General features: G+C 73.2%; 6 protein-coding genes and 1 pseudogene. 5 read left to right on the top strand and 2 right to left on the bottom strand.

Features of this window, described 5'->3' with window-relative positions; translation table 11 throughout:
• Positions 1 to 18 precede the first annotated feature (18 nt).
• Entirely contained in the window at positions 19 to 1,188 is a 1,170-nt protein-coding gene (locus tag G401_RS0104580) for an amidohydrolase family protein (RefSeq protein WP_027341576.1), read from the bottom strand.
• 111 nt (positions 1,189 to 1,299) lie between these two features.
• Here G401_RS0104580 and G401_RS0104575 point away from each other — a divergent pair, with 111 nt between their 5' ends.
• On the top strand, positions 1,300 to 1,797 hold the full coding sequence (locus G401_RS0104575) for a MarR family winged helix-turn-helix transcriptional regulator (RefSeq protein WP_027341575.1): 498 nt from the start codon (positions 1,300 to 1,302) through the stop codon (positions 1,795 to 1,797).
• Between the two features lie 72 nt (positions 1,798 to 1,869).
• Here G401_RS0104575 and G401_RS0104570 read toward each other — a convergent pair whose 3' ends face one another.
• Entirely contained in the window at positions 1,870 to 2,727 is an 858-nt protein-coding gene (locus G401_RS0104570; protein ID WP_027341574.1) for a TIGR03619 family F420-dependent LLM class oxidoreductase, read from the bottom strand.
• 376 nt (positions 2,728 to 3,103) lie between these two features.
• On the opposite strand from G401_RS0104570, the gene G401_RS0104565 reads away from it, so the two are divergent.
• The 4 genes and pseudogenes from G401_RS0104565 to G401_RS58780 form a co-directional block, all read left to right on the top strand.
• Positions 3,104 to 3,451 carry an antibiotic biosynthesis monooxygenase family protein gene (locus G401_RS0104565; RefSeq protein WP_027341573.1) on the top strand — a complete coding sequence of 116 codons (348 nt, stop codon included), beginning with the start codon at positions 3,104 to 3,106 and terminating at the stop codon, positions 3,449 to 3,451.
• Between the two features lie 249 nt (positions 3,452 to 3,700).
• On the top strand, positions 3,701 to 4,219 hold the full coding sequence (locus G401_RS0104560) for a DUF4279 domain-containing protein (protein WP_084556810.1): 519 nt from the start codon (positions 3,701 to 3,703) through the stop codon (positions 4,217 to 4,219).
• Positions 4,220 to 4,553: 334 nt separating this feature from the next.
• The gene (locus tag G401_RS57030; protein ID WP_211240667.1) at positions 4,554 to 18,611 is read left to right on the top strand and encodes a type I polyketide synthase; all 14,058 of its coding nucleotides are present in this window, start codon (positions 4,554 to 4,556) and stop codon (positions 18,609 to 18,611) included.
• Positions 18,608 to 21,208, top strand: a pseudogene (locus G401_RS58780) (type I polyketide synthase); the annotation flags it as partial. The gene G401_RS57030 and the pseudogene G401_RS58780, both read left to right, overlap by 4 nt.
• Between the last annotated feature and the right edge of the window lie 46 nt (positions 21,209 to 21,254).

The following is a 21,254-nucleotide window of genomic DNA, read 5'->3' as shown; positions in this document are numbered from 1 at the left end:
AGTGCGGCCGGCCCCGGGTCAGCGGGTGACGCGTCGAGCCAGCTCCGTTCCGCGTGCCCGCAACTCGGCCAGGTCGAGCCCGACGAGCCGGCCGGATCGCTTGACCACCCGGCCGTCCACGATCACGGTGTCCACATCGGACGCACGCAGCGTGGTGACCGCTGCTCCTGCGCGGTCGCCCGCGACGTGGGCCAGCCCACCGGCAAGGATGACGTCGGCCCGCTTTCCCACCACGAGGCTGCCGATGCGGTCACCAAGCCCCAGTACCCGCGAGCCGTCCTGGGTCGCGGCCGTGATCATGCTGGCGGCGGGCACCATCGTCCGGGTGCGCAGCCGCTCCGCCCGCAGCGTGTCCCGCATGACCTCGAACAGGTCCGGCGCCGCGTTCACCACCACGTCCGTACCCAGTGCCGGCCGCGCGCCCGCCGCGACCAGCCGCCCATAAGCCGATACGCCGTGCCCCATCAGCCCTTCCACCAGCGGTGTCACGGTCACCCCGGCCCCGCTCGCCGCGATCACCTTCGCCTCCTCGTCGCTCATTTCATTGCCATGCACCAGGTGTACGCGGGGCCCCAGCAGTCCGGCCTCGTGCAGCCGGACCAGAGGTGATTTCTCCCGGCCGCCCTGGACGTGCATCGTCACGAGCACCCCGTCCGCCTGGGCCTGCCGTATCTGCTCCGCGGCCACCTCGTAGGGGCCGTAGTCGGGTCCGAGGATCGCCCGGGCCTGATCTGCGTCCTCGGTCTCGGTCGCGACGATCGCTCGTTGGCCCGCGGACGCGTACGCCTCGGCGATCGCGGCGCGGTGTTCGGCGGTCAACGCGGCGTTGCTGTAGTCGAGGACGCTGGTGATTCCCGCATCGAGCGCCTCGGCCGCACCCAGCAGTGTCGCGAGTCCCGCGTCCGCCGCCGTGTAGGCGGGCAGGATCCGCCCCAGCACCGTGGACAGATAGGCGGGGAGCGTCATATCGGCGCCGATCCCACGCAGCGGCGCCTGCCAGACGTGCCGGTGCGTGTCCACCAGGCCAGGCAGGGCGATGAGTCCGGTGGCGTCGATGACCTCGGCGGCTTCGTGTCGAAGATCCGGTCCGATCGCCGTGATGACGCCCTGTTCGATGAGGAGGTCGACGCCGGGTCGTTCGGGGCTGCCGTCGCCCGGAACGACGTGGGAGTTCGTGATGAGCAGCATGTGTATACCTTTCTTAAAAGCTTTCTGAAAAGGTATCACGAAGGCTGCCCGGATGTGACCCGGATGCGACCCAGATGTGACACGGTCCCTGCCTGATTTACCATCGGGGGCGTGAGCAGGGATTCGACCGATGTGATCGCCGCCGCCTGGGACCGTGAGCTGCCCGGCGTCGTGGGCGAAGAGTTGGCGCTGGCCAAGCGCGCCGGCCGCCTCGCCGCGATCCTGGGCGACTGCGCCGCTACGGCGCTGGCCCCGTTCGGCCTGACCAAAGCCGAGTACGACATCCTCGCCGTGCTCCGTTCGAGCGGCCCGCCCTACCGTCTGCGCCCGTCGGAGTTGACCGCTCGGCTACTGCTCTCCTCCGGCGGGACGAGTAACGTGCTGCGCCGCCTCACCGAAGCCGGCCTAGTCGATCGCGAGGCGCATCAGGAAGACGCCCGCAGCGCCTGGGTACGCCTCACCTCGACCGGAGTCGCCCTCGCCGAGCAGGCCGTCCGGGCGGCGACCGAGGCGCAGGCTGCGGCGTTGGAACGTGTACCGGTGGAGGTGCGGCGGACGGCGGTCGACGCCCTCCGCAACGTCCTGCTCGCCCTCGGCGACCAGGCCTGAGAACGGATCAATCCTGCCCTCGTGGATGTAACGCCCTCGTGGATGTAAACGGCTCACATCGCGCCAGCCCGGTCAGGGCAACAGACCATGCCGTTCGGCGAATGCGTACATCTCTTCGCGTTGTTCGGCCGGATCCGTCGCCGTGCAGCCGACGACCACCCTGGTGACGCCCTGGGCCGCGAGCGCCGCAGATCCCCCCGCGGTCAGGTCCATCGACGCGGTACGCGTGTACTCCAGCTCTGCCGGGTCACGTCCGGCCGAGGCGGCGGCCTCGCGGGCGATCCGCAGTTGGGCGGCCCGCTCGTCGGGCGGGAGGAGGCCGCCGGGGAAGTAGCCGTCACCACGGCTTCCGGCTCGCCTTGCGGCGGCCCGGCTGGATCCACCGACGTGGATCGGCAGAGTCGCCGCCCGGTACGGCTTCGGGAAGCTGACGAGCCCGGTGAAGTCGAAGAACTCGCCGTGGAACTCGGCGCCGTCCGTGCCGCCCGCCCACAGCAGCCGCAGGACGTCGATCGCCTCGTCGGCCCGGCGGCCGCGGCTGGCGAAGTCGACCCCGGTCGCGGCGGCCTCGCCGGGCAGTGCGCCGAGGCCGACGGTCAGCAGCCGCATCCGGCCCCGAGCCAGCACGTCCAGTGTGGCCAGCCGCTTGGCCAGCACGACGGGATGGTGGTAGGGCAGGAGCAGCACGCCTGTGCCCAGTAGCAGCCGGTCGGTGGCCGCGGCCACGAAGGCCAGCGCGTCGAGAGGGTCGAGGTAGGGCAGGTCCGGCGGGATTTCCCAGCCGCCGATCGTCGCGCCCGGGTACAGGACGACATGCTCGGGCAGGTAGATCCCCTCGAACCCGAACTCCTCCGCCGTTCGCGCGTACGCGACGAGGACGTCGGGGTCGACGCCGTGATGCGGCGGGCTGTAGCTGATCGCGTACTTCACGGGGTGACGGTAGACGTTGACGCTGGTGTCAAGGCAAACGACACGAACCTACCCGGGGCCGATGCTCTTCGTCTGGGGACCGGCGGACCCCGTCGGCGGCGCCCCTGTCCTGCCGCGCATCCGAACGGATCCCAGGCGCCGTCGTGGCCCTGCTTGACGGCGAACCAGCCATCGGCCATTACCCGCAGATAGAGAACCCCGCAGCGGTGATCGCCCTCCTGATCCCCTTCCTCACCGGTGGCCTGCCATAAGCAACATCGCGCAACGACTGCCCGCTGAAGTGTTCGGCTCCTGCGTCGCCGACGACACACCGGTATGTGACCACCGTCGGCCGACTCTTGTGACGCCAGCCGATCATCGGCAAGTACCATACGGTGTGACCACTCCTTACGGCGTGCGGCCCGAACCGCCCTACCACGTCGCCATCTTCACGATCACTCCGAGCGGGATCGACCCCGACGGCTATGCCGCCATGAATCAGCGCATGGTGGAGCTCGCGGAGGCTCAGCCCGGATACCTCGGCCGGGAGTCCGCCGTCCTACCGGACGGCAGCGACCTCGTGGTCATCTACTACGCCGATGATGAGGCGATCCGTGCTTGGAAGCAGCACCCCGAACACCTGGAGGCCCAGGAGCTCGGCCGGCATCGGTGGCTGGCGCGCTACCGCGTCGAAATCGCCCGGGTGGAGCGCGCGTACGACTTCACCGCGGCCCCCGGCAGCTGAGAGGGCCACGTAATCGGCGACGCTGGCCGGGTGGGTGGCAGATGGGCCGATCTGTCGCATGTGGACACGACGGCCTGGATGAGGGTAGACCACCTGGCCCGTGACCATGCGGAAGATCCTCGCCGATCGGCCGTCACGTCCATTCGTGGCACGTTACGACTGAGCCGAGGTCGACGGTTTCCGTCGACATATATGAGAGGAATTCGCCCCCATGACACGATGTGCGATCCTCGAACGGGACGAGCGTGATTGATCAACGACGTCGACAGCTTCTGGCGGAGCCGTAGGGGAGGCGCGGTGGATCGGCGGGTACGCACCAGCACCGGTTCCGTGGTGCAGCCACGGTGTGTTCAGAGCGCCTATCTGCTCGTCGCGGCGCGGCCCGATGATGACCTGGCATCGAGGTTCGACCCCGCGGAGGTAACGCGTATCACCGGCATCACTCCAAGCCGGACGCAGCGTGCGGGCTCCGGTGTAGGTTCGCAAAGCGCGTGGGCTGTCGATATATCATCGCGCGCCGAGTTCGGCACCGACGCCGTTCTCGGCGAACTCCTCGACATCATCGAGCCGTATGCCGACAGGTTGCGGCACGCCTGTGAGTCGCTGGGTCTGGTGGCAGGCATCAACGTCTTCATCGAGTTGACCTCGGATCGAGACGCGGCCAACCACCTTGTACTGGCATTCCCGGAACTGCAGCTCAGCGCCGAGACGCTGCGACGGCTTTCCGACCTGGGGCTGTGGCTCAGTTGTCACCAATTCGCATCCTGATCCTCGGCTCGCCGCTGAGGGCGTCCTTCTCGCGGGCTCCGTAGAACGGCGCCGCCGGCACACGCCGCATGAACGGGATGCATTGACGATCATCGGTTGAATAGATCTCTCTGTCACTCGTCTTCTCGGCGATCGGGCAGTTCAGGTGCGGTACGCCGCCCAGCGCCCCATGCCCGACCGGAACCTCGCCGATACGCGTCGTCCGGCAGCGTTCGTCGAGTCTCGAAGACGTCGTAGGGGGATCCTCTGGGGATCATCAGGGGATCACCAGGGGTTCGACGACCGCCGATCCTCGCAAGACTGGGCAGCACGACACCGACGAAAGGGTGTGGCCGTGCTGCGTACCGATTTGATCCGTCCCCTGCCGGAGCTGCTCGTCGAGCACGCCCGGGTACGCGGCGACAAGGTCGCCTATCGGGACGCGTACCGGGCTGTGACGTACGCGCAGTTGGAGGCGCGTACGCGGCGGCTGGCGGGGCATCTCGCCGGGCACCGGTTGCAGCCGGGCGACCGGGCCGCGATCTGTCTGGGCAACCGGGTCGAGATGGTCGAGAGCTACCACGCGATCGTCCGGGCCGGCGGCGTCGGGGTGCCGATCAATCCGCGGCTGACCGCGGGCGAGATCGCGTACATGCTGGACGACAGCGATGCGCGGTTCGTGCTGACGGACGAGGCGCATCTGGAGTTGTTCCGGGCGCTGGCGGCGGAGCGCCCGCACCTGACTCTGGTGATCGTCGGTGGGGCGCCGCGGGAGGCGGGCGCGAAGACAGGAGACGGGACTCTCGACTTCGAGCGGCTGGCCACGACCGAGCCGCCCGTGCCCGCGCGCGATGATCTCGGGCTCGACGATGTCGCCTGGATGCTCTACACCTCGGGGACCACCGGCAAGCCCAAAGGCGTGCTGTCCACGCAGCGCAACTGCCTGTGGTCGGTGGCCGCCTGCTATGTACCCATTCCCGGGCTGTCCGCCGACGACCGGGTGGTCTGGCCGCTGCCGCTGTTCCACAGTCTGGCGCACATCGTCTGCGTCCTGGGTGTCACCGCCGTGGGCGCGACCGCGCGGATCGTCGACGGCTTCTCGGCCGAGGACATTCTCGCCGCGGTCCGCGAGGAGGATGCCACGTTCCTCGCCGGCGTGCCGACGATGTACCACTATCTCGTCCAGGCCGCGCGGGAGACCGAGTTCGCCGCGCCCGCGCTGCGGATGTGCCTGGTCGGCGGGGCGATCACCACGGCGGCCCTGCGGCGGTCGTTCGAGGAGGCGTTCGGGGCGCCGCTGCTCGACGCGTACGGGAGCACGGAGACGTGCGGGTCGATCACGATCAACTGGCCGACCGGCGCCCGGGTCGAGGGCAGCTGCGGGCTGCCCGTGCCGGGTCTCGGCGTACGCGTCGTGGATCCCGAGACGGGGCAGGACGTCGCCGACGGCGCCGAGGGCGAGGTGTGGGTGCGCGGCCCGAGCGTCATGGCCGGGTATCACAACCAGCCCGAGGCGACGGTGGTCGCGCTGGCCGGCGGCTGGTACCACACCGGTGATCTCGCGCGGCGCGACGAGGCGGGCTACTTCCGCATCACCGGGCGGATCAAGGAGCTGATCATCCGCGGCGGGGAGAACATCCACCCCGGCGAGGTGGAGGAGGTGCTGCGGTCGGTTCCCGGGGTGGCGGACGTCGCGGTCGTCGGCAAGCCGCACGACATCCTCGGCGAGGTGGTGGTCGCGTTCCTGGTGCCGGCCGCCGAGGACACCGGCTCAGGCGGCTTCGACGCCGAGGCACTGCTCGCCGCCTGTCGCGAACGGCTCGCTCCTTTCAAGGTTCCCGAAGAGCTGTACGAGATCGACCGGATTCCGCGCACGGCCTCGGGGAAGATCACCAGGCACGTGCTGCTCGATCTTCCCGCTCGCCTGCGGGCCTCCGGCTCGTTCTTCTACGACGCCCTCTTCCGCTTGTCGTGGGTCCCTGTTTCACCATCCGGTGATACGCGTTTCGGGGTGCTCGGGCCGGTTGACCGGGTCGTCGCGCTGGACGAGTTCGACGGCGTGACCGAGGACGGGGGTCTGACGGTGGTCACCGCCGTCGGCGGGATCGCTGTCGAGGAGTCCGAGGTCGTCGATGCCGGTGTCGCGGCGGCGTGGGCTGCCGCCCGTACGGTCGACGGCGTCGTGCTGGTGGACGGCGTCGCTCCGGCGGAGGTCCCGGCCGATCTGCCGGCCGGCGAGCCGCAGATCGCGGTACGCGGTGGGATCGCGCTCGTGCCCCGGCTGGAGCGGGTGGCGGCGCTGATCGATGTGGCGGTTCCGGCCTGGGGCCTGACCCTGGTCGCCGGGGCGGACACAGTGGACGGTGCGACGGTCGCCCGGCATCTGGCGCGCAGCGGTGAGGTTCTCCTCGCCAGCGCCTGCGGCGCCGAGGACCCGGCGGCAGCGGCCCTGGCGGAGGAGTTGGGCGCCCGCCTGGTGTCCTTCGCCGACCTGCACGGGCAAGCCGTGGATGCCGTCGTGGACACGGCCGGGCGGGCGGCCGAACTCGACGAGCTGTTCCCGGACGTCGCGGCGTTCGTGGTGCTCGCCGCGGACCCAAGCTCGCAGGCCGTCGTCCTCGACCGTCGCGGGCGTGGCCGGGCCGCGCTCTGGCTCGGTGCCGCCGACGGGCTCGGTACGCTGGGCGACCGGGACCGGATGGCGATGTTCGACGCCGCGCTCGCGCTCGGGGAACCCGTCCTGTACGCCGGCCGGCTCGATGTCACCGCGTTCGGCGCCGGCGTTCCGCCGCTGCTGCGGGGGCTGGTCGACACCGTGCCCGCCGGGGTCGAGGCCGTCGCGCCGGACGTGTCCCGGGCCGACCTGCTCGACCTGGTCCTGGAGCACGCTGCCGCGGTCAGCGGGCTGGCCGACCTCGACCCGGCGCGGGCGCTGAAGGACCTCGGGTTCACCTCGCAGAACGCCGTCGCCCTGCGTACGCGGCTGGCGGCGGCGACCGGGCTGGTCCTGCCGGCGACGGTGGCGTTCGACCATCCGACGCCGAACGCGCTCGCCGACCACCTGCACGCGCTGCTGACCGGGGCACCGGCGGCCGCCCCGGTACGCGCGTCGGACAACGCCGCGCGGGTGGCGGTGGACGAGCCGATCGCGATCGTGGCGATGGCCTGCCGGCTGCCGGGCGACGTGTCCACACCGGACGAACTGTGGCGGCTGCTGGCCGAGGGGCGCGACGCGGTCAGCGAGTTCCCCGACGACCGGGGCTGGCGTCTCGACGAGCTGTACGATCCCGATCCGGCCGCCCACGGCACCTCCTATGTACGCCACGGCGGCTTCCTGCACGACGCCGGCCTGTTCGACAACGAGCTGTTCGGCATCTCGCCCCGCGAGGCGCTGGCCATGGACCCCCAGCAGCGGCTGCTGCTCGAACTGGGCTGGGAGACGCTGGAGCGGGCCGGGCTCGACCCGACGTCGCTGCAGGGTTCCGACACGGGCGTGTTCGCCGGGGTGATGTACCACGACTACGGGTCCGGTGTCGGTCGCGTACCGGAGGGGACCGAAGGCTACATCGGCATCGGCTCGTCCGGCAGCGTGGTCTCGGGCCGGGTCGCGTACGCGTTCGGGCTCGAAGGGCCGGCCGTCACCGTCGACACCGCGTGCTCCTCGTCGCTGGTCGCGATCCACCTGGCGGCTCAGTCGCTGCGGCAGGGCGAATGCTCGCTCGCGCTGGCCGGCGGGGTCGCCGTGATGTCGCAGCCGACCTCGTTCATCGAGTTCTCCCGGCAGCGCGGGCTCGCGCCGGACGGCCGGTGCAAGGCGTACTCGGACGCGGCCGACGGGACCGGCTGGTCCGAGGGGGCCGGCCTGCTCCTGCTGGAACGGCTGTCCGACGCGCGCCGCAACGGCCACCCCGTGCTCGCGGTCGTCCGGGGCTCGGCCATCAACCAGGACGGCGCGTCCAACGGCCTGACGGCGCCGAGCGGGCCTGCGCAGCAGCGGGTGATCCGCCGCGCCCTGGCGTCGGCCGGCCTGACGACGTCCGATGTGGACCTGGTCGAGGGGCACGGCACCGGCACCACCCTGGGCGACCCGATCGAGGCGTCGGCGCTGCTGGCCACCTACGGGCAGGGGCGGTCCCCGGACTCGCCGCTGTGGCTGGGCTCGCTGAAGTCCAACATCGGGCACGCGCAGGCCGCCGCCGGGGTCGCCGGGGTCATCAAGCTGATCCTGTCGCTGCGCCACCGGGAGATGCCGAAGACCCTGCACGTCACGGAACCCTCGTCGCATGTGGACTGGACGTCCGGCGCGGTCTCGCTGCTGACGTCGGCCCGCGACTGGCCGTCGTCGCCCGAGCGGCCCCGCCGCGCGGGGATCTCCTCCTTCGGCGTCAGCGGGACGAACGCCCACCTCATCCTGGAAGAAGCGCCGGCCGCGCTGTCCGCGCCGCCCGCCGCGGCGGCGGCGGACCAGCCCACGCTGTGGCTGCTGTCCGGCCGTTCGGCCGCCGCCGTCCAGGGCCAGGCCGCCGCGCTCGCGCGCGATCTGCCGCCCGCCGGCGTCGTGGACATCGGCTCGTCGCTGGCCGGGACCCGCGCCTCGCTGGAGCATCGTGCCGCGCTCATTTTCAGTAATACGCGTTACGGGGCGGACGAGGCTCTGGCAGCGCTCGCCGCCGGGCGGGAGCACCCGCAGGCCGTCGTCGGAAAGGTCGTACCGGGGCGGCTGGGCGTCGTGTTCACCGGGCAGGGCTCGCAGCGGCTCGGCATGGGCCGCGAACTGCGAGCCGAGTTTCCGGTCTACCGGGCGGCGTTCGACGCCGTGGCCGCAGCGCTGGACGAGCATCTCGTGTTCGCGGGGCACGTCCCGCACCGGGTCGCCGACGTCGTGTTCGCCGAGCCGGGTTCGGCGGCGGCGGAGTGGCTCGACCGGACCGTGTATACGCAGGCGGCGCTGTTCGCCGTCGAGACCGCGCTGTACCGGCTCGCCGAGTCGTTCGGAGTGAAGCCGGACCTGCTGGCGGGGCACTCGATCGGCGAGCTGACCGCCGCCCACGTCGCCGGGGTCTGGTCGCTCGACGACGCCGCCCGGATCGTGGCGGCGCGCGGGCGGCTGATGCAGGCGCTGCCGGCCGGCGGCGGCATGCTGGCCGTACGCGCGTCCGAGGCCGAGGTCCTGCCGCTCATCACCGGATTCGCCGACCGGGCGGGGATCGCGGCGGTCAACGCACCGAACTCGGTGGTCGTCTCGGGTGAACTGGAAGCGCTGGCGGAGATCGGCAAGCTCGCCGAGGCCCGCGGATGGAAGACACGCGATCTCGCCGTGAGCCATGCGTTCCACTCGCCGCTGATGGAGCCGATGCTCGCGGAGTTCGAGCTCGCCGTCCGTTCCGTCGCGTTCCACGCGCCGCTGATCCCGGTCGCGGCGGCCGGCGAGATCACCGACCCGGCGTACTGGGTCGAGCACGTGCGGCAGCCCGTCCGGTTCGCGGACGCCGTCCGGCACATGCGGGACAAGGGCGTGCGGACGTTCCTCGAGGCCGGGCCGGGCGGTGTGCTGACGGCCCTCGTACCGCAGACGGCCGAGGACGCGAACGCGATTCCGATGCTGCCCGACGCGCTGGCCGCGATCGCGCGGCTCGCGGTGTCCGGAGTGGACGTCACCCTGCCCGCCGGCAACCCTGTCGACCTGCCCGTGTACGCGTTCCAGCGCCGCCGGTTCTGGCTGCTGCCGTCGGACGAGCCGCTGGTGGGCGTACCGGTGGAGCTGCCGGACGGCGGGGTCGTGCTCACGGGGGTGCTGTCGCGTTACGCGTATCGCTGGCTGGCGGACCACGGGATCGGCGGGGACGTCGTCGTGCCGGGCGCGGCCCTCGTCGAGCTGGCGTTGCGGGCGGGCGAGGCGGTCGGCGTACCGAACGTGGGCGAGCTGATCGTGGAGGCGCCGCTGGTGCTGAGCGAGCCACGCCGGATCAGGGTGACCGCGACGGCGGAGGGCACGTTCGCGATCCACGCGCAGGCCGATGGCGGCGCATGGGTCCGGCACGCGAGCGGCAACCTGACCAAGGAGCAGACCGAGCCGGCGGCCGCCCCAGTTGAGACCGGCGCCTCGTGGCCACCGGCGGACGCCGAGCCGGTCGACGTCACCGACTTCTACGAGAGCCAGGCCGCCGCCGGGTACGCGTACGGGCCCGCCTTCCAGGGGCTGCGGGCGGCGTGGCGGCGGGGGTCCGAGCTGTTCGCCGAGATCGGGCTGCCCGAGGGGAACTCGGCCGGGGCGTACCTGGTGCATCCGGCGCTCCTCGACGCGGCGCTGCACGCGACCAAGGCGGGCGCGCCCCAGGACGAACAGCCCCGGATGCCGTTCGCCTTCACCGGAATCAGCCTGTACGCGACCGGCGCGACCACGCTGCGGGTCCGGGCGGAGTCGATCGGCGGCACCGGCGGCGACCTCGGCAGTGAGATCTCCGTGCACGCGACCGACCCGGCGGGCGGTCCCGTCTTCTCGGTGGCGTCCCTGAAGCTCAGGGCGGCCGCCGGTGACAGGGCGCAGGCGGCCGGGACCGACGGGCTCTACCGTCTGGAGTGGACACCGGCGGACCTCGCGGACCCGGGAACTGGCGGCGGCGAGCAGCCGGTACGCGTACACGTGCTGGAAGATCTGCCCGGCGTGCTGGCGGAACTGCAGCGGGAGAGCGACGAGCCGCTGGTCGTGGTGACGCGGGGCGCGGTGGCCGTGCACAGCGGCGCCGAGGTACGCGACCCGGCGGCGGCCGCGGCGTGGGGCCTGGTCCGGTCGGCGCAGTCGGAGAATCCCGGCGCGGTGACGCTGCTGGACGCGGACGGCCCGGTGGCCGCGGCGCTGGCGGCGCGGGTCGCCGCGACCGACGAGCCGCAGCTGGCCCTGCGCAACGGGGTGGCGTACGCGCCGCGCCTGGCCCGCACACCCGCCGAGCTCGTGCCGCCGGCGCAGCCGCGGTGGATGCTCGATCAGCCCGAGGGGGCGACCAGCCTGAGCGATCTGCGGCTGGTGCCGGTGGCCGACACGCCGCCTGCTCCCGGCCAGGTCGCCATCGCCGTACGCGCGGCCGGCGTGAACTTCCGCGACGTGCTGGTGAGCCTGGGCATGGTGCCGGGGCAGACCGGTCTGGGCGGCGAGGCGGCCGGGGTCGTGCTCGCGACCGGCAAGGGCGTGAAGGGGCTGAAGAAGGGCGACCGCGTCTACGGGATGATCGGCGACTTCGGGGCCTTCGGCCCGGTGGCCGTCACCGACGCCCGGCTCGTCGCGCCGATCCCGGCCGGCTGGACGTACGCGCAGGCCGCCGGCGTGCCGATCGCGTACCTGACGGCGTTGTACGGGCTGGTCGACCTGGCCGGGATCGCACCCGGGCAGAAGATCCTCGTCCACGCGGGCACGGGCGGTGTCGGCAGTGCCCTGATCCGCCTGGCCCGCCACTTCGGCGCCGAGGTGTACGCGACCGCCAGCCCGGCCAAGTGGCCGAAGCTGCGCGAGCTCGGGCTCGACGACGACCACATCGCCAGCTCGCGGGACGCGGGATTCCGGGACAAGTTCGGCGGCCCCTCCTCCGGTAGCGGCTCCTCCGACAGCGGCTCCTCGGGCGGCGGCATGGACGTCGTCGTGAACTCGCTCGCGGGCGAGCTGACCGACGCCTCCTTCGACGTGCTCCGCGACGGCGGGACGTTCCTCGAACTCGGCAAGACCGACATCCGGCCGGCGGAGTCGGCGCCGCGCGGGATCGCGTACCGGGCGTACGACGTGCGCGACGCGGGACCGGAGCGGCTCGGCGAGCTGCTGGCGGAGCTGCGCCGGATCGGGATCGAGCCGCCCGAGGTGTCCACCTGGGACGTACGCCGCGCGCCGGAGGCGTTGCGCCACTTGAGCATGGCGCGGCACACCGGCAAGGTCGTGCTGACCGTTCCGCGGACGTTGGACCCCGACGGGACGGTCCTGGTCACCGGTGGCACGGGTACCCTCGGGGCGCTCGTGGCCCGGCGGCTGATCGAGCGGCACGGCGTACGCCACCTGCTGCTGCTCAGCCGGCAGGGCGAGCAGGCGCCGGGCGCGGACGAACTGCGCTCCGAGCTGATCGGGCTCCTGCAGGAGGGCACACATCAGAAGCCGGGGACCGTGACGTTCGCGGCGGTCGACGCGGGGGACCGGGACGCGCTCGCGGCGGTGATCGCGGCCGTTCCCGCCCGGCATCCGCTGACGGCCGTCGTGCACACCGCCGGCGTCGTCGACGACGCGACCATTCCCGCGCTCAACCCGCGGCGGCTCGCGAAGGTGCTGGCGCCCAAGGCCGACGCCGCGCGGCATCTGCACGAGCTGACCGAAGGCCACGACCTCGCCGCCTTCCTGCTGTTCTCCTCGGCGGCCGGGGTGCTGGGCAATCCGGGACAGGGCAACTACGCGGCGGCCAACGCGTACCTGGACGGGCTCGCGACGATCCGGCACGCGCAGGGGCTGCCCGCGACCTCCGTCGCGTGGGGTCTGTGGGCGCAGAAGAGCGGCATGACCGCCGGGATGGACGCGGCGGCCGTCGAGCGTACGCGCCGCGACGGGGTCAAGGCGATGTCCACGGAGGATGGCCTGGCCCGGTTCGACCGCGCGTTCACCGGCCCCGACGCCGCGCTCACCGCCGCCGACCTCGACCTGCGCGGGCGCGCCGAGGTGCCGCATCTGCTGCGCGGCCTCGTGCGCACCACCCGCCGGTCCGCGTCGGCCCAGCCGGGCGGAGCACAGCCGCTCGGCTCGCAGCCGGCGGCGTCGCTGCCCGCTCTGCTCGATCTGGTACGCGCGGAGGCCGCCACGGTGCTCGGGCATTCGCGTACCGACGCGGTGACCGCGGACCGGGCGTTCAAGGAGGCGGGCTTCGACTCGCTGACGGCGGTGGAACTGCGCAACCGGCTGTTGGCGAAGACGGGTCTCAAGCTGCCCGCCACGCTGGTGTTCGACTACCCGACGCCGGCCGTCCTGGCGCAGTACCTGCTGACCGCGATGGGCGGGGGCGCGGCGTCCGCGCCGGACTCCCCGGCGGATGCGGCGGCTCAGACGGGCGAGTCCGAGGAGCCGATCGCGATCGTGTCGCTGGCGTGCCGGTTCCCCGGCGGCGTCGCCTTCCCGCACGGCATCGACGACCCTGAGGACCTCTGGCGGCTGCTCGCCGAGGGACGCGACGCGATGACCGACTTCCCGGCCGACCGCGGCTGGAACCTCGACACCCTCTTCGACCCCGACCCGGACACCCCCGGCACCACGTACGCCCGCCGGGGCGCGTTCCTCGACGCGGCCGCCTTCGACGCCGGGTTCTTCGGCATCTCGCCCCGCGAGGCGCTGGCCATGGATCCGCAGCAGCGGCTGCTGCTGGAGGTGTCGTGGGAGGTCTTCGAGCGGGCCGGGGTCAACCCGCAGACGCTGGCCGGGCAGAACGTCGGCGTCTACTCGGGAGTGATCAACCACGACTACGCGCTGCGGCTGCGGTCGGCCGGCGGCGGCTCGGCGGAACTGGAGGGCTACCGGCTGACCGGGATCTCCGGCAGCGTCGCCTCCGGCCGCGTCGCGTACGCGCTGGGTCTGGAAGGTCCGGCCGTCACGGTCGACACGGCGTGCTCGTCGTCGCTGGTGGCGGTACACCTGGCCGCCCAGGCGCTGCGCCGGGGCGAGTGCACGATGGCGCTCGCGGGCGGTGTGACCGTGATGGCCACGCCCGACAACTTCATCGAGTTCGCCCGGCAGCGCGGGCTCGCCCCCGACGGCCTGTGCAAGGCGTTCGCGGCCGGGGCCGACGGCACGGCCTGGGCCGAGGGGGTCGGCGTCCTGCTGCTGACCCGGCTGTCCGAGGCCGAGCGGCGCGGCCTGCCGGTGCTCGCCGTCGTCCGGGGTTCCGCGGTCAACCAGGACGGCGCGTCGAACGGCCTGACCGCCCCGAACGGCCCGTCGCAGCAGCGTGTCATCCGCCAGGCGCTGGCTGCGGCGGGTCTCCACCCGGCCGAGGTCGACGCCGTCGAGGCGCACGGCACCGGCACGGCGCTCGGCGACCCGATCGAGGCGCAGGCGCTGCTGGCCACCTACGGCCAGGACCGGCCGGAGCAGTCGCCGCTGTGGCTCGGCTCGGTCAAGTCGAACATCGGCCACACGCAGGGCGCGGCCGGCGTCGCCGGAATGATCAAGATGATCCTGGCGCTGCGCCACGGCGTCCTGCCCGCCACCCTGTACGCCGGCGAGCCCACGCCGCACGTGGACTGGTCGTCCGGGGCGGTGTCGCTGCTCCAGGAGGCGCAGCCGTGGCCGGCGTCGGACCGGCCGCGCCGGGCGGGAGTGTCGTCGTTCGGGGTGAGCGGGACGAACGCCCACATCATCATCGAGGAGGCGCCCGGTACGCAGCCCGCGGAAGCGCTTCCCGTGAGTGCCCCTCCCGCCGGTGCCGTTCCCGTTGTCGCGTGGCCGGTGTCCGCGCGGTCGGCCGCCGCGCTTCAGGTCCAGGCCGCGCGGCTGGCCGACCATGTCGCGGCGGCGCGGCCGGAACCGGTCGACGTCGCGTACACGCTGGCGGAGCGGCGGGCCCGGCTGGACGAGCGGCTGGTCGTCGTGGGCACGCCCGAGACCCTCGCCGACACTCTGCGGGGGTTCGCGGCCGGCAGTGCCGCCGGCGGTGCGGTCGTCACGGGGTCCCCTGTGGACGGACAGGTCGCCGTGCTCTTCACCGGGCAAGGGGCGCAACGCGTCGGGATGGGAGCCGGGCTGTACGAGGCGTACCCGGTGTTCGCGGCGGCGTTCGACGAGGTGACGGCCGCGCTGGACGAGCACCTGGTCGCGGCGGGCCACGTCCCGCACCGGCTGGCCGACGTGATCTTCGCCGAGCCGGGCTCGGAACCGGCGTCCTGGCTCGACCGGACGGTCTACACCCAGGCCGCGCTGTTCGCCGTCGAGGCGGCCCTGTTCCGGCTCGCCGCCTCCTGGGGCGTGCGGCCCGACGTGCTGGCCGGGCACTCGATCGGCGAGCTGACGGCCGCGTACGTGGCGGGGGTCTGGAATCTCGCCGACGCGGCCCGGATCGTCGCCGCCCGGGGCCGGCTGATGCAGGCGCTTCCCGACGGCGGCGGCATGCTCGCCGTACGCGCGACCGAAGCGGACGTCCAGCAACTCCTTCCCGCCGACAGCGCGGCAGTGGTGGGCAGCGAAGCCGTGGACATCGCCGCGGTCAACGGCCCCTCGGCCGTGGTCGTCTCCGGCGCGGTCGACGCCCTCGACCGGATCGCCGCGGCCGCCGAGGAGCGCGGCTGGAAGACCCGCCGCCTGTCGGTCAGCCACGCCTTCCACTCGCCGCTGATGGAACCGATGCTCGACGAGTTCGCGGCCGTCGCCTCGCGACTGTCCTATGCGGAACCGAGCATCCCCGTCGTCTCCAACGTCACCGGCCGCCTCGCCGCCGAGGGCGAGCTCACCGATCCGGCGTACTGGGTGCGGCACGTCCGCGGTGCGGTCCGGTTCCACGACGGCGTACGCGTACTGCTCGACCGGGGTGTCACGACGATGGTGGAGATCGGGCCGGACGCCGTCCTGACCGCCCTGGCGCAGGAGGCGTTCGCGGATGACGCCCCGGCGGCGGTGGCCCTGCTGCGGCGCGGGCAGCCGGAGCCGGTGACCCTGCTGACCGCCCTGGCCCGCCTGCACGTACGCGGCGTCGCCGTGGACTGGACGGGCCCGATGCCCGGCGGCCGTCTGACCCACCTGCCCCCGTACGCGTTCCAGCACGCCCGCTACTGGCCGGAGCCCGAGCGGCCGACGGCCGACGCCGCGTGGCTGGGCCTGCGGCCGATGGCCCACCCGATCCTCGGCGCGGCGCTCGACGGCGCGAACGGCGAGGGCCTGGTCCTCAGCGGCCGGCTGTCGCCGAACGGCCAGCCCTGGCTCGCCGACCACGTCATCAACGGCACGGTCCTGCTGCCGGGCACGGCCTTCCTCGAACTGGCGGCCCGCGCCGCCGACGAGGCCGGACTGTCGGGAGTGGACGATCTGGTGGTCGAGGCGCCGCTGGCGCTGCCGGCCGGATCGGGTCCGTGGGAGCCGGTCCAGCTCCAGGTCACCGTGACCGGCACCGAGGTCGCCGTGTACGCCCGGCCGACCGGCGCCGACACGTGGACCCGGCACGCCGCCGGCACCCTGTCCGGCTCGGACTCGGCTGACCTGCCGGCTGAGCTGTCGGGCGCGTGGCCGCCGGCCGGAGCCGAGGCGGTCGATCTGACCGGCTTCTACGAGAACCACCGCTCGAACGGATACGGCTACGGTCCGGCGTTCCAGGGGCTGCGCGCCGTCTGGCGTCTCGACGGCGACACGTACGCCGACGTCCGGCTGCCCGTGACGGGTTCGGGCCCCGAGTATCTCCTGCACCCGGCGCTCCTGGACGCGGCCCTGCACGCGACCAGCTTCGGCGCGGTGCCGCCGGCTGCGTCGTCGTCCGCCGAAGGCCCGCTGGTCCCGTTCGGCTGGAGCGGCGTCACGATCCACGCGACCGGCGCGACCGAGGTACGCGTACGCGTCCGGCCGGTGGGCGAGCGGGCGGTCCGGCTCGACCTGTTCGACCAGGCCGGAGCGGTGGTCGCCACGGTGGCGGAGTTGTCGTTCCGTCCGGTGGGCCGGGTGACCGCGACCGACGCCCTCTTCCAGGTGGGCTGGACGGCGGTACCGCTGCCGGCCGACGCCGCTATCGACGCCGCCGACGACATCGTCGTCCACGCGACCGGTGCCCCCGGAGCGGGAACGCCGCAGCGGGTACGCGAGCTGACCGGCGGTGTCCTCGCGGCGCTGCAGGAGTTCCTCGCGGGAGACCACGACAGGAAGATCGCGATCGTCACGCGGCAGGCGGTGGCGGTCGTGCCCGGCGAGGACGTCGACCCGGCGGGCGCGGCGGTCTGGGGCCTCGTACGCACCGCCCAGGCGGAGAACCCGGGCCGCATCCTGCTCATCGACACGGATAGTCAGGACGGTGTCGAGTCCGGCACAGCGGGCCGGGCGGTCGCCACCGGGGAGCCGCAACTGGCGCTGCGCAACGGTTCGGCATTCGTCCCGCGCCTCGGCCGCTGGACCGGCGGCACCGGCGCGACCGATGGCACCGGAGAAACCGATGGCACCGACGACGCGGGGATCTCGTTCGATCCCGCGGGGACGGTTCTCGTCACCGGCGCCTCCGGCACGCTGGGCGGCCTCGTCGCCCGGCATCTGGTCGCGGCGCGCGGCGTACGGAAGCTGCTGCTCGTCAGCCGGGGCGCGCCGAGTGCCGAGCTGATCGCCGACCTGACCGCCGCGGGTGCCGAGGTCCGAGCGGCCGCCGCCGACTGCGCCGACCGCGAGGCGCTCGCCGATGTCCTGCGGTCCGAGCATCTGGCCGCCGTCTTCCACATCGCCGGGACGCTGGACGACGGCGTCCTCGCCGCCCAGGACGCCGACCGGCTCGACACCGTACTGCGGCCCAAGGCGGACGCCGCGTGGCATCTGCACGAACTCGCCGGCGAGGTCGGCGCGTTCGTCCTGTTCTCGTCGATCGCCGGTGTCCTCGGCAATCCCGGGCAGGCGAACTACTCGGCGGCGAACGCGTACCTGGACGGGCTCGCGGAGCACCGCCGGGCCCAGGGGCTGCCGGCCACCTCCGTCGCGTGGGGAGTGTGGGATGTGGACAGTGCCATGACCCGCCGGGTCCGCGGCGGCCGCACTCCCGTCGGCGCGCTGCCGGTCGAGGCCGCACTCACTGCCCTGGACACCGCGCTCGCGCTGCCCGACGCCCGGTTCGTCGCGGCGCGCCTCGACCTCCGCGCGGAGCACCCCCTGCTGGGTGTACGCCGCACCCGCCGCTCGGTCGCGTCGGCGGCCGCCGCGCCGGACGGGCTCGCCGGGCGACTGGCCGCGCTGGCGGCGCCGGAGCGCACGGCGTACCTGCTGGAGCTGGTGACCGGCGAGGTGGCGGCGGTGCTCGGCCACGACGACGGCACCCGGATGGGACCGGCGCAGGCGTTCAAGGACGCCGGGTTCGACTCGCTGGCCGCCGTCGAGCTGCGCAACCGGCTGACCGCCGCGACCGGCGTACGCCTGCCCGCCACGCTCGTGTTCGACCACCCGACCCCGGCGGCGATCGCCCGGCTGCTCGACGGCCAGATCGGCGCGCCGGCCGCCCGCCCGGCCACGGGGGTCCTCGCCGACCTGGACCGCCTCGAACGCCTGCTGGCCGACCCGGCGGGCGGCCCGATCGCCGACGAGGCCGTGCGTACGCGAGCCGCGGCCCTGCTCAAGACGCTGTCCGGCCGGGCGGCGGAGAAGGACGCCGCCGACGACCTCAGCGACATCACCGACGCGACGGACGACGACCTCTTCGCCCTCGTCGAGAGCGAACTCGGCCGCGCCTGAGCACGCAGTCCGGATCCCAGAGCGAAGCAGCCAAGACCCAGGAGGAGAGCATGGCCGACGACGACCGGATGCGCGACTATCTCAAGCGCGTACTCGTCGAACTGCGCCAGGCCAACGACCGGCTGGAGCAGCTGGAGGCGGCGGCGGCCGAGCCGATCGCGATCGTCTCGATGGCCTGCCGGCTGCCGGGCGGGGTGAGTACGCCGGACGACCTGTGGCGGCTGCTCGACGAGGGCCGCGACGCGATCACGGAGTTCCCGTCGGACCGGGGCTGGGACACCGAGGGCCTCTACGATCCCGATCCGGACGCCGCCGGCAAGACCTACGTACGCCACGGCGGATTCCTGCACGACGCGGCCCAGTTCGACGCCGACCTGTTCGGCATCGCGCCGCGCGAGGCCCTCGCGATGAATCCCCAGCAGCGGCTGCTGCTCGAACTGGCCTGGGAGACGGCCGAACGCGCCCGCCTCGACCCGGCCTCGCTGCGCGGCTCCGACACCGGGGTGTTCGCCGGCGTCATGTACCACGACTACGCGCCGCGGGGACGCGTACCGCGGGAGGTCGAAGGGAATCTGGGCATCGGCGATTCCGGCAGTGCCACCACCGGCCGCGTCGCGTACGCGCTGGGGTTGGAGGGGCCGGCCGTCACCGTCGAGACGGCGTGCTCGTCGTCGCTCGTGGCGGTCCACCTCGCGATGCGCTCGCTGCGGGCGGGGGAGTGCTCCCTAGCTCTTGCCGGTGGCGTGACGGTGATGGCCCTGCCCTCGATCTTCGTCGAGTTCTCCCGGCAGCGGGGACTGGCGCCGGACGGCCGCTGCAAGGCGTACGCCGACGGGGCCGACGGCACGGGCTGGTCCGAAGGGGCGGGCCTGGTGCTGCTGGAGAAGCTCTCGGACGCGCGACGGCTGGGGCATCCGGTGCTGGCGGTGCTGCGCGGGTCGGCGGTCAACCAGGACGGCGCGTCGAACGGCCTCACCGCGCCGAACGGGCCGGCGCAGCAGCGCGTCATCCTGAGCGCGTTGAAGTCCGCGGGGCTGTCGGTGTCCGATGTGGACCTTGTGGAGGGGCACGGGACCGGTACGACGCTCGGCGACCCGATCGAGGCCCAGGCGCTGCTGGCCACCTACGGCCGCGACCGTTCCGACAGCGAACCGGTGTGGCTCGGCTCGCTCAAGTCGAACATCGGCCACGCCCAGGCGGCGGCGGGCGTGGCCGGGATCATCAAGCTGGTCCTGTCGCTGCGCCACGAGACCATGCCACGGACGCTGCACGCCGAGACCCCGTCCTCCAAAGTGGAGTGGGAGTCGGGCGCGGTCTCACTGCTGACGGCGCCGCGCCCCTGGCCGCGGGCCGAGGGCCGGCCGCGCCGCGCGGGGGTCTCGTCGTTCGGCGTCAGCGGCACGAACGCCCACGTCATCGTCGAGGAAGCGCCCGTCTTCGAGACGGTGCCCGTCGAAGAGCAGCCGGCCGAGGTCGGGGCGGGCCCCACGCTGTGGCTGCTCGGCGGGAAGTCGCCGGCCGCCGTCCGCGGTCAGGCCGCGGCCCTCGCACGCCACCTCCGCACGACCCCCCTCGACCCCGTCGACCTCGGGTGGTCGCTGTCCGCGTCCCGCGCGCGCTTCGATCATCGCGCCGCCGTCCTCGCGGGTACGCCCACCGGGGCGGTCGAGGCGCTGGACGCGCTCGCCGCCGGGCGGGAACACGCGCAGGCCGTCGCCGGAAGAGTCGTCGGCGGGCGGCTGGGTGTGGTGTTCACCGGCCAGGGTTCGCAGCGCGTCGGCATGGGCCGGGACCTGTACGACGACTTCCCCGTGTACCGGGAGGCGTTCGACACGCTCACGCGGGCGCTGGACGAGCACCTCGTCGAGGCGGGACACGTGCCGTACCGGGTGGCCGACGTCGTCTTCGCCGAGCCGGGCACCGAGGCGGCCGCGTGGCTGGACCGCACGGTCTACACGCAGGCGGCGCTGTTCGCGGTCGAGGCGGCCCTGTTCCGGCTCGTCGAGTCGTTCGGGGTGAAGCCGGACCTGCTGGCCGGGCACTCCATCGGCGAGCTGACCGCCGCGTACGCCGCCGGGGTCTGGTCGCTGGACGACGCCGCCCGGATCGTGGCGGCCCGCGGGCGGCTCATGCAGGCGTTGCCGGAAGGCGGCGGCATGCTCGCCGTACGCGCCGCCGAAAGCGACGTCCTGCCCCTCCTCGCCGGGTACGAGGACGTCGCCGGGCTGGCGGCGGTCAACGCGCCGGACTCCGTGGTCGTCTCGGGTGACCTGGGCGCGCTGGCGGAGATCGGGAAGCGGGCCGGGGAACAGGGCTGGCGGACGCGGCCGCTCACCGTGAGCCACGCGTTCCACTCGCCGCTGATGGAGCCGATGCTGGCCGAGTTCGAGCGGATCGTCCGCTCGGCGGCCTTCTCGGAGCCCCGGATCCCGATCGTCGCCAGCGGACCTGCCGCCGGCGGGGATGTGCGGGATCCCGGGTACTGGGTTCAGCACGTCCGGCAGCCGGTCCGTTTCGCGGACGCCGTCCGGCAGATGCGATTCAAAGGCATTCGGACGTTCCTGGAGGCCGGTCCGGGCGGCGTGCTGAGCGCGCTCGTCCAGCAGATCGCCGAGGCCGACACGACCCCGGTGTACGCGGTCC

It is taken from the genome of Hamadaea tsunoensis DSM 44101, from assembly GCF_000428945.1.
Lineage (GTDB): Bacteria > Actinomycetota > Actinomycetes > Mycobacteriales > Micromonosporaceae > Hamadaea > Hamadaea tsunoensis.
The sequence above is the reverse complement of the archived record's forward strand: the minus strand, read 5'-3'. Positions and strand labels throughout refer to the sequence as shown.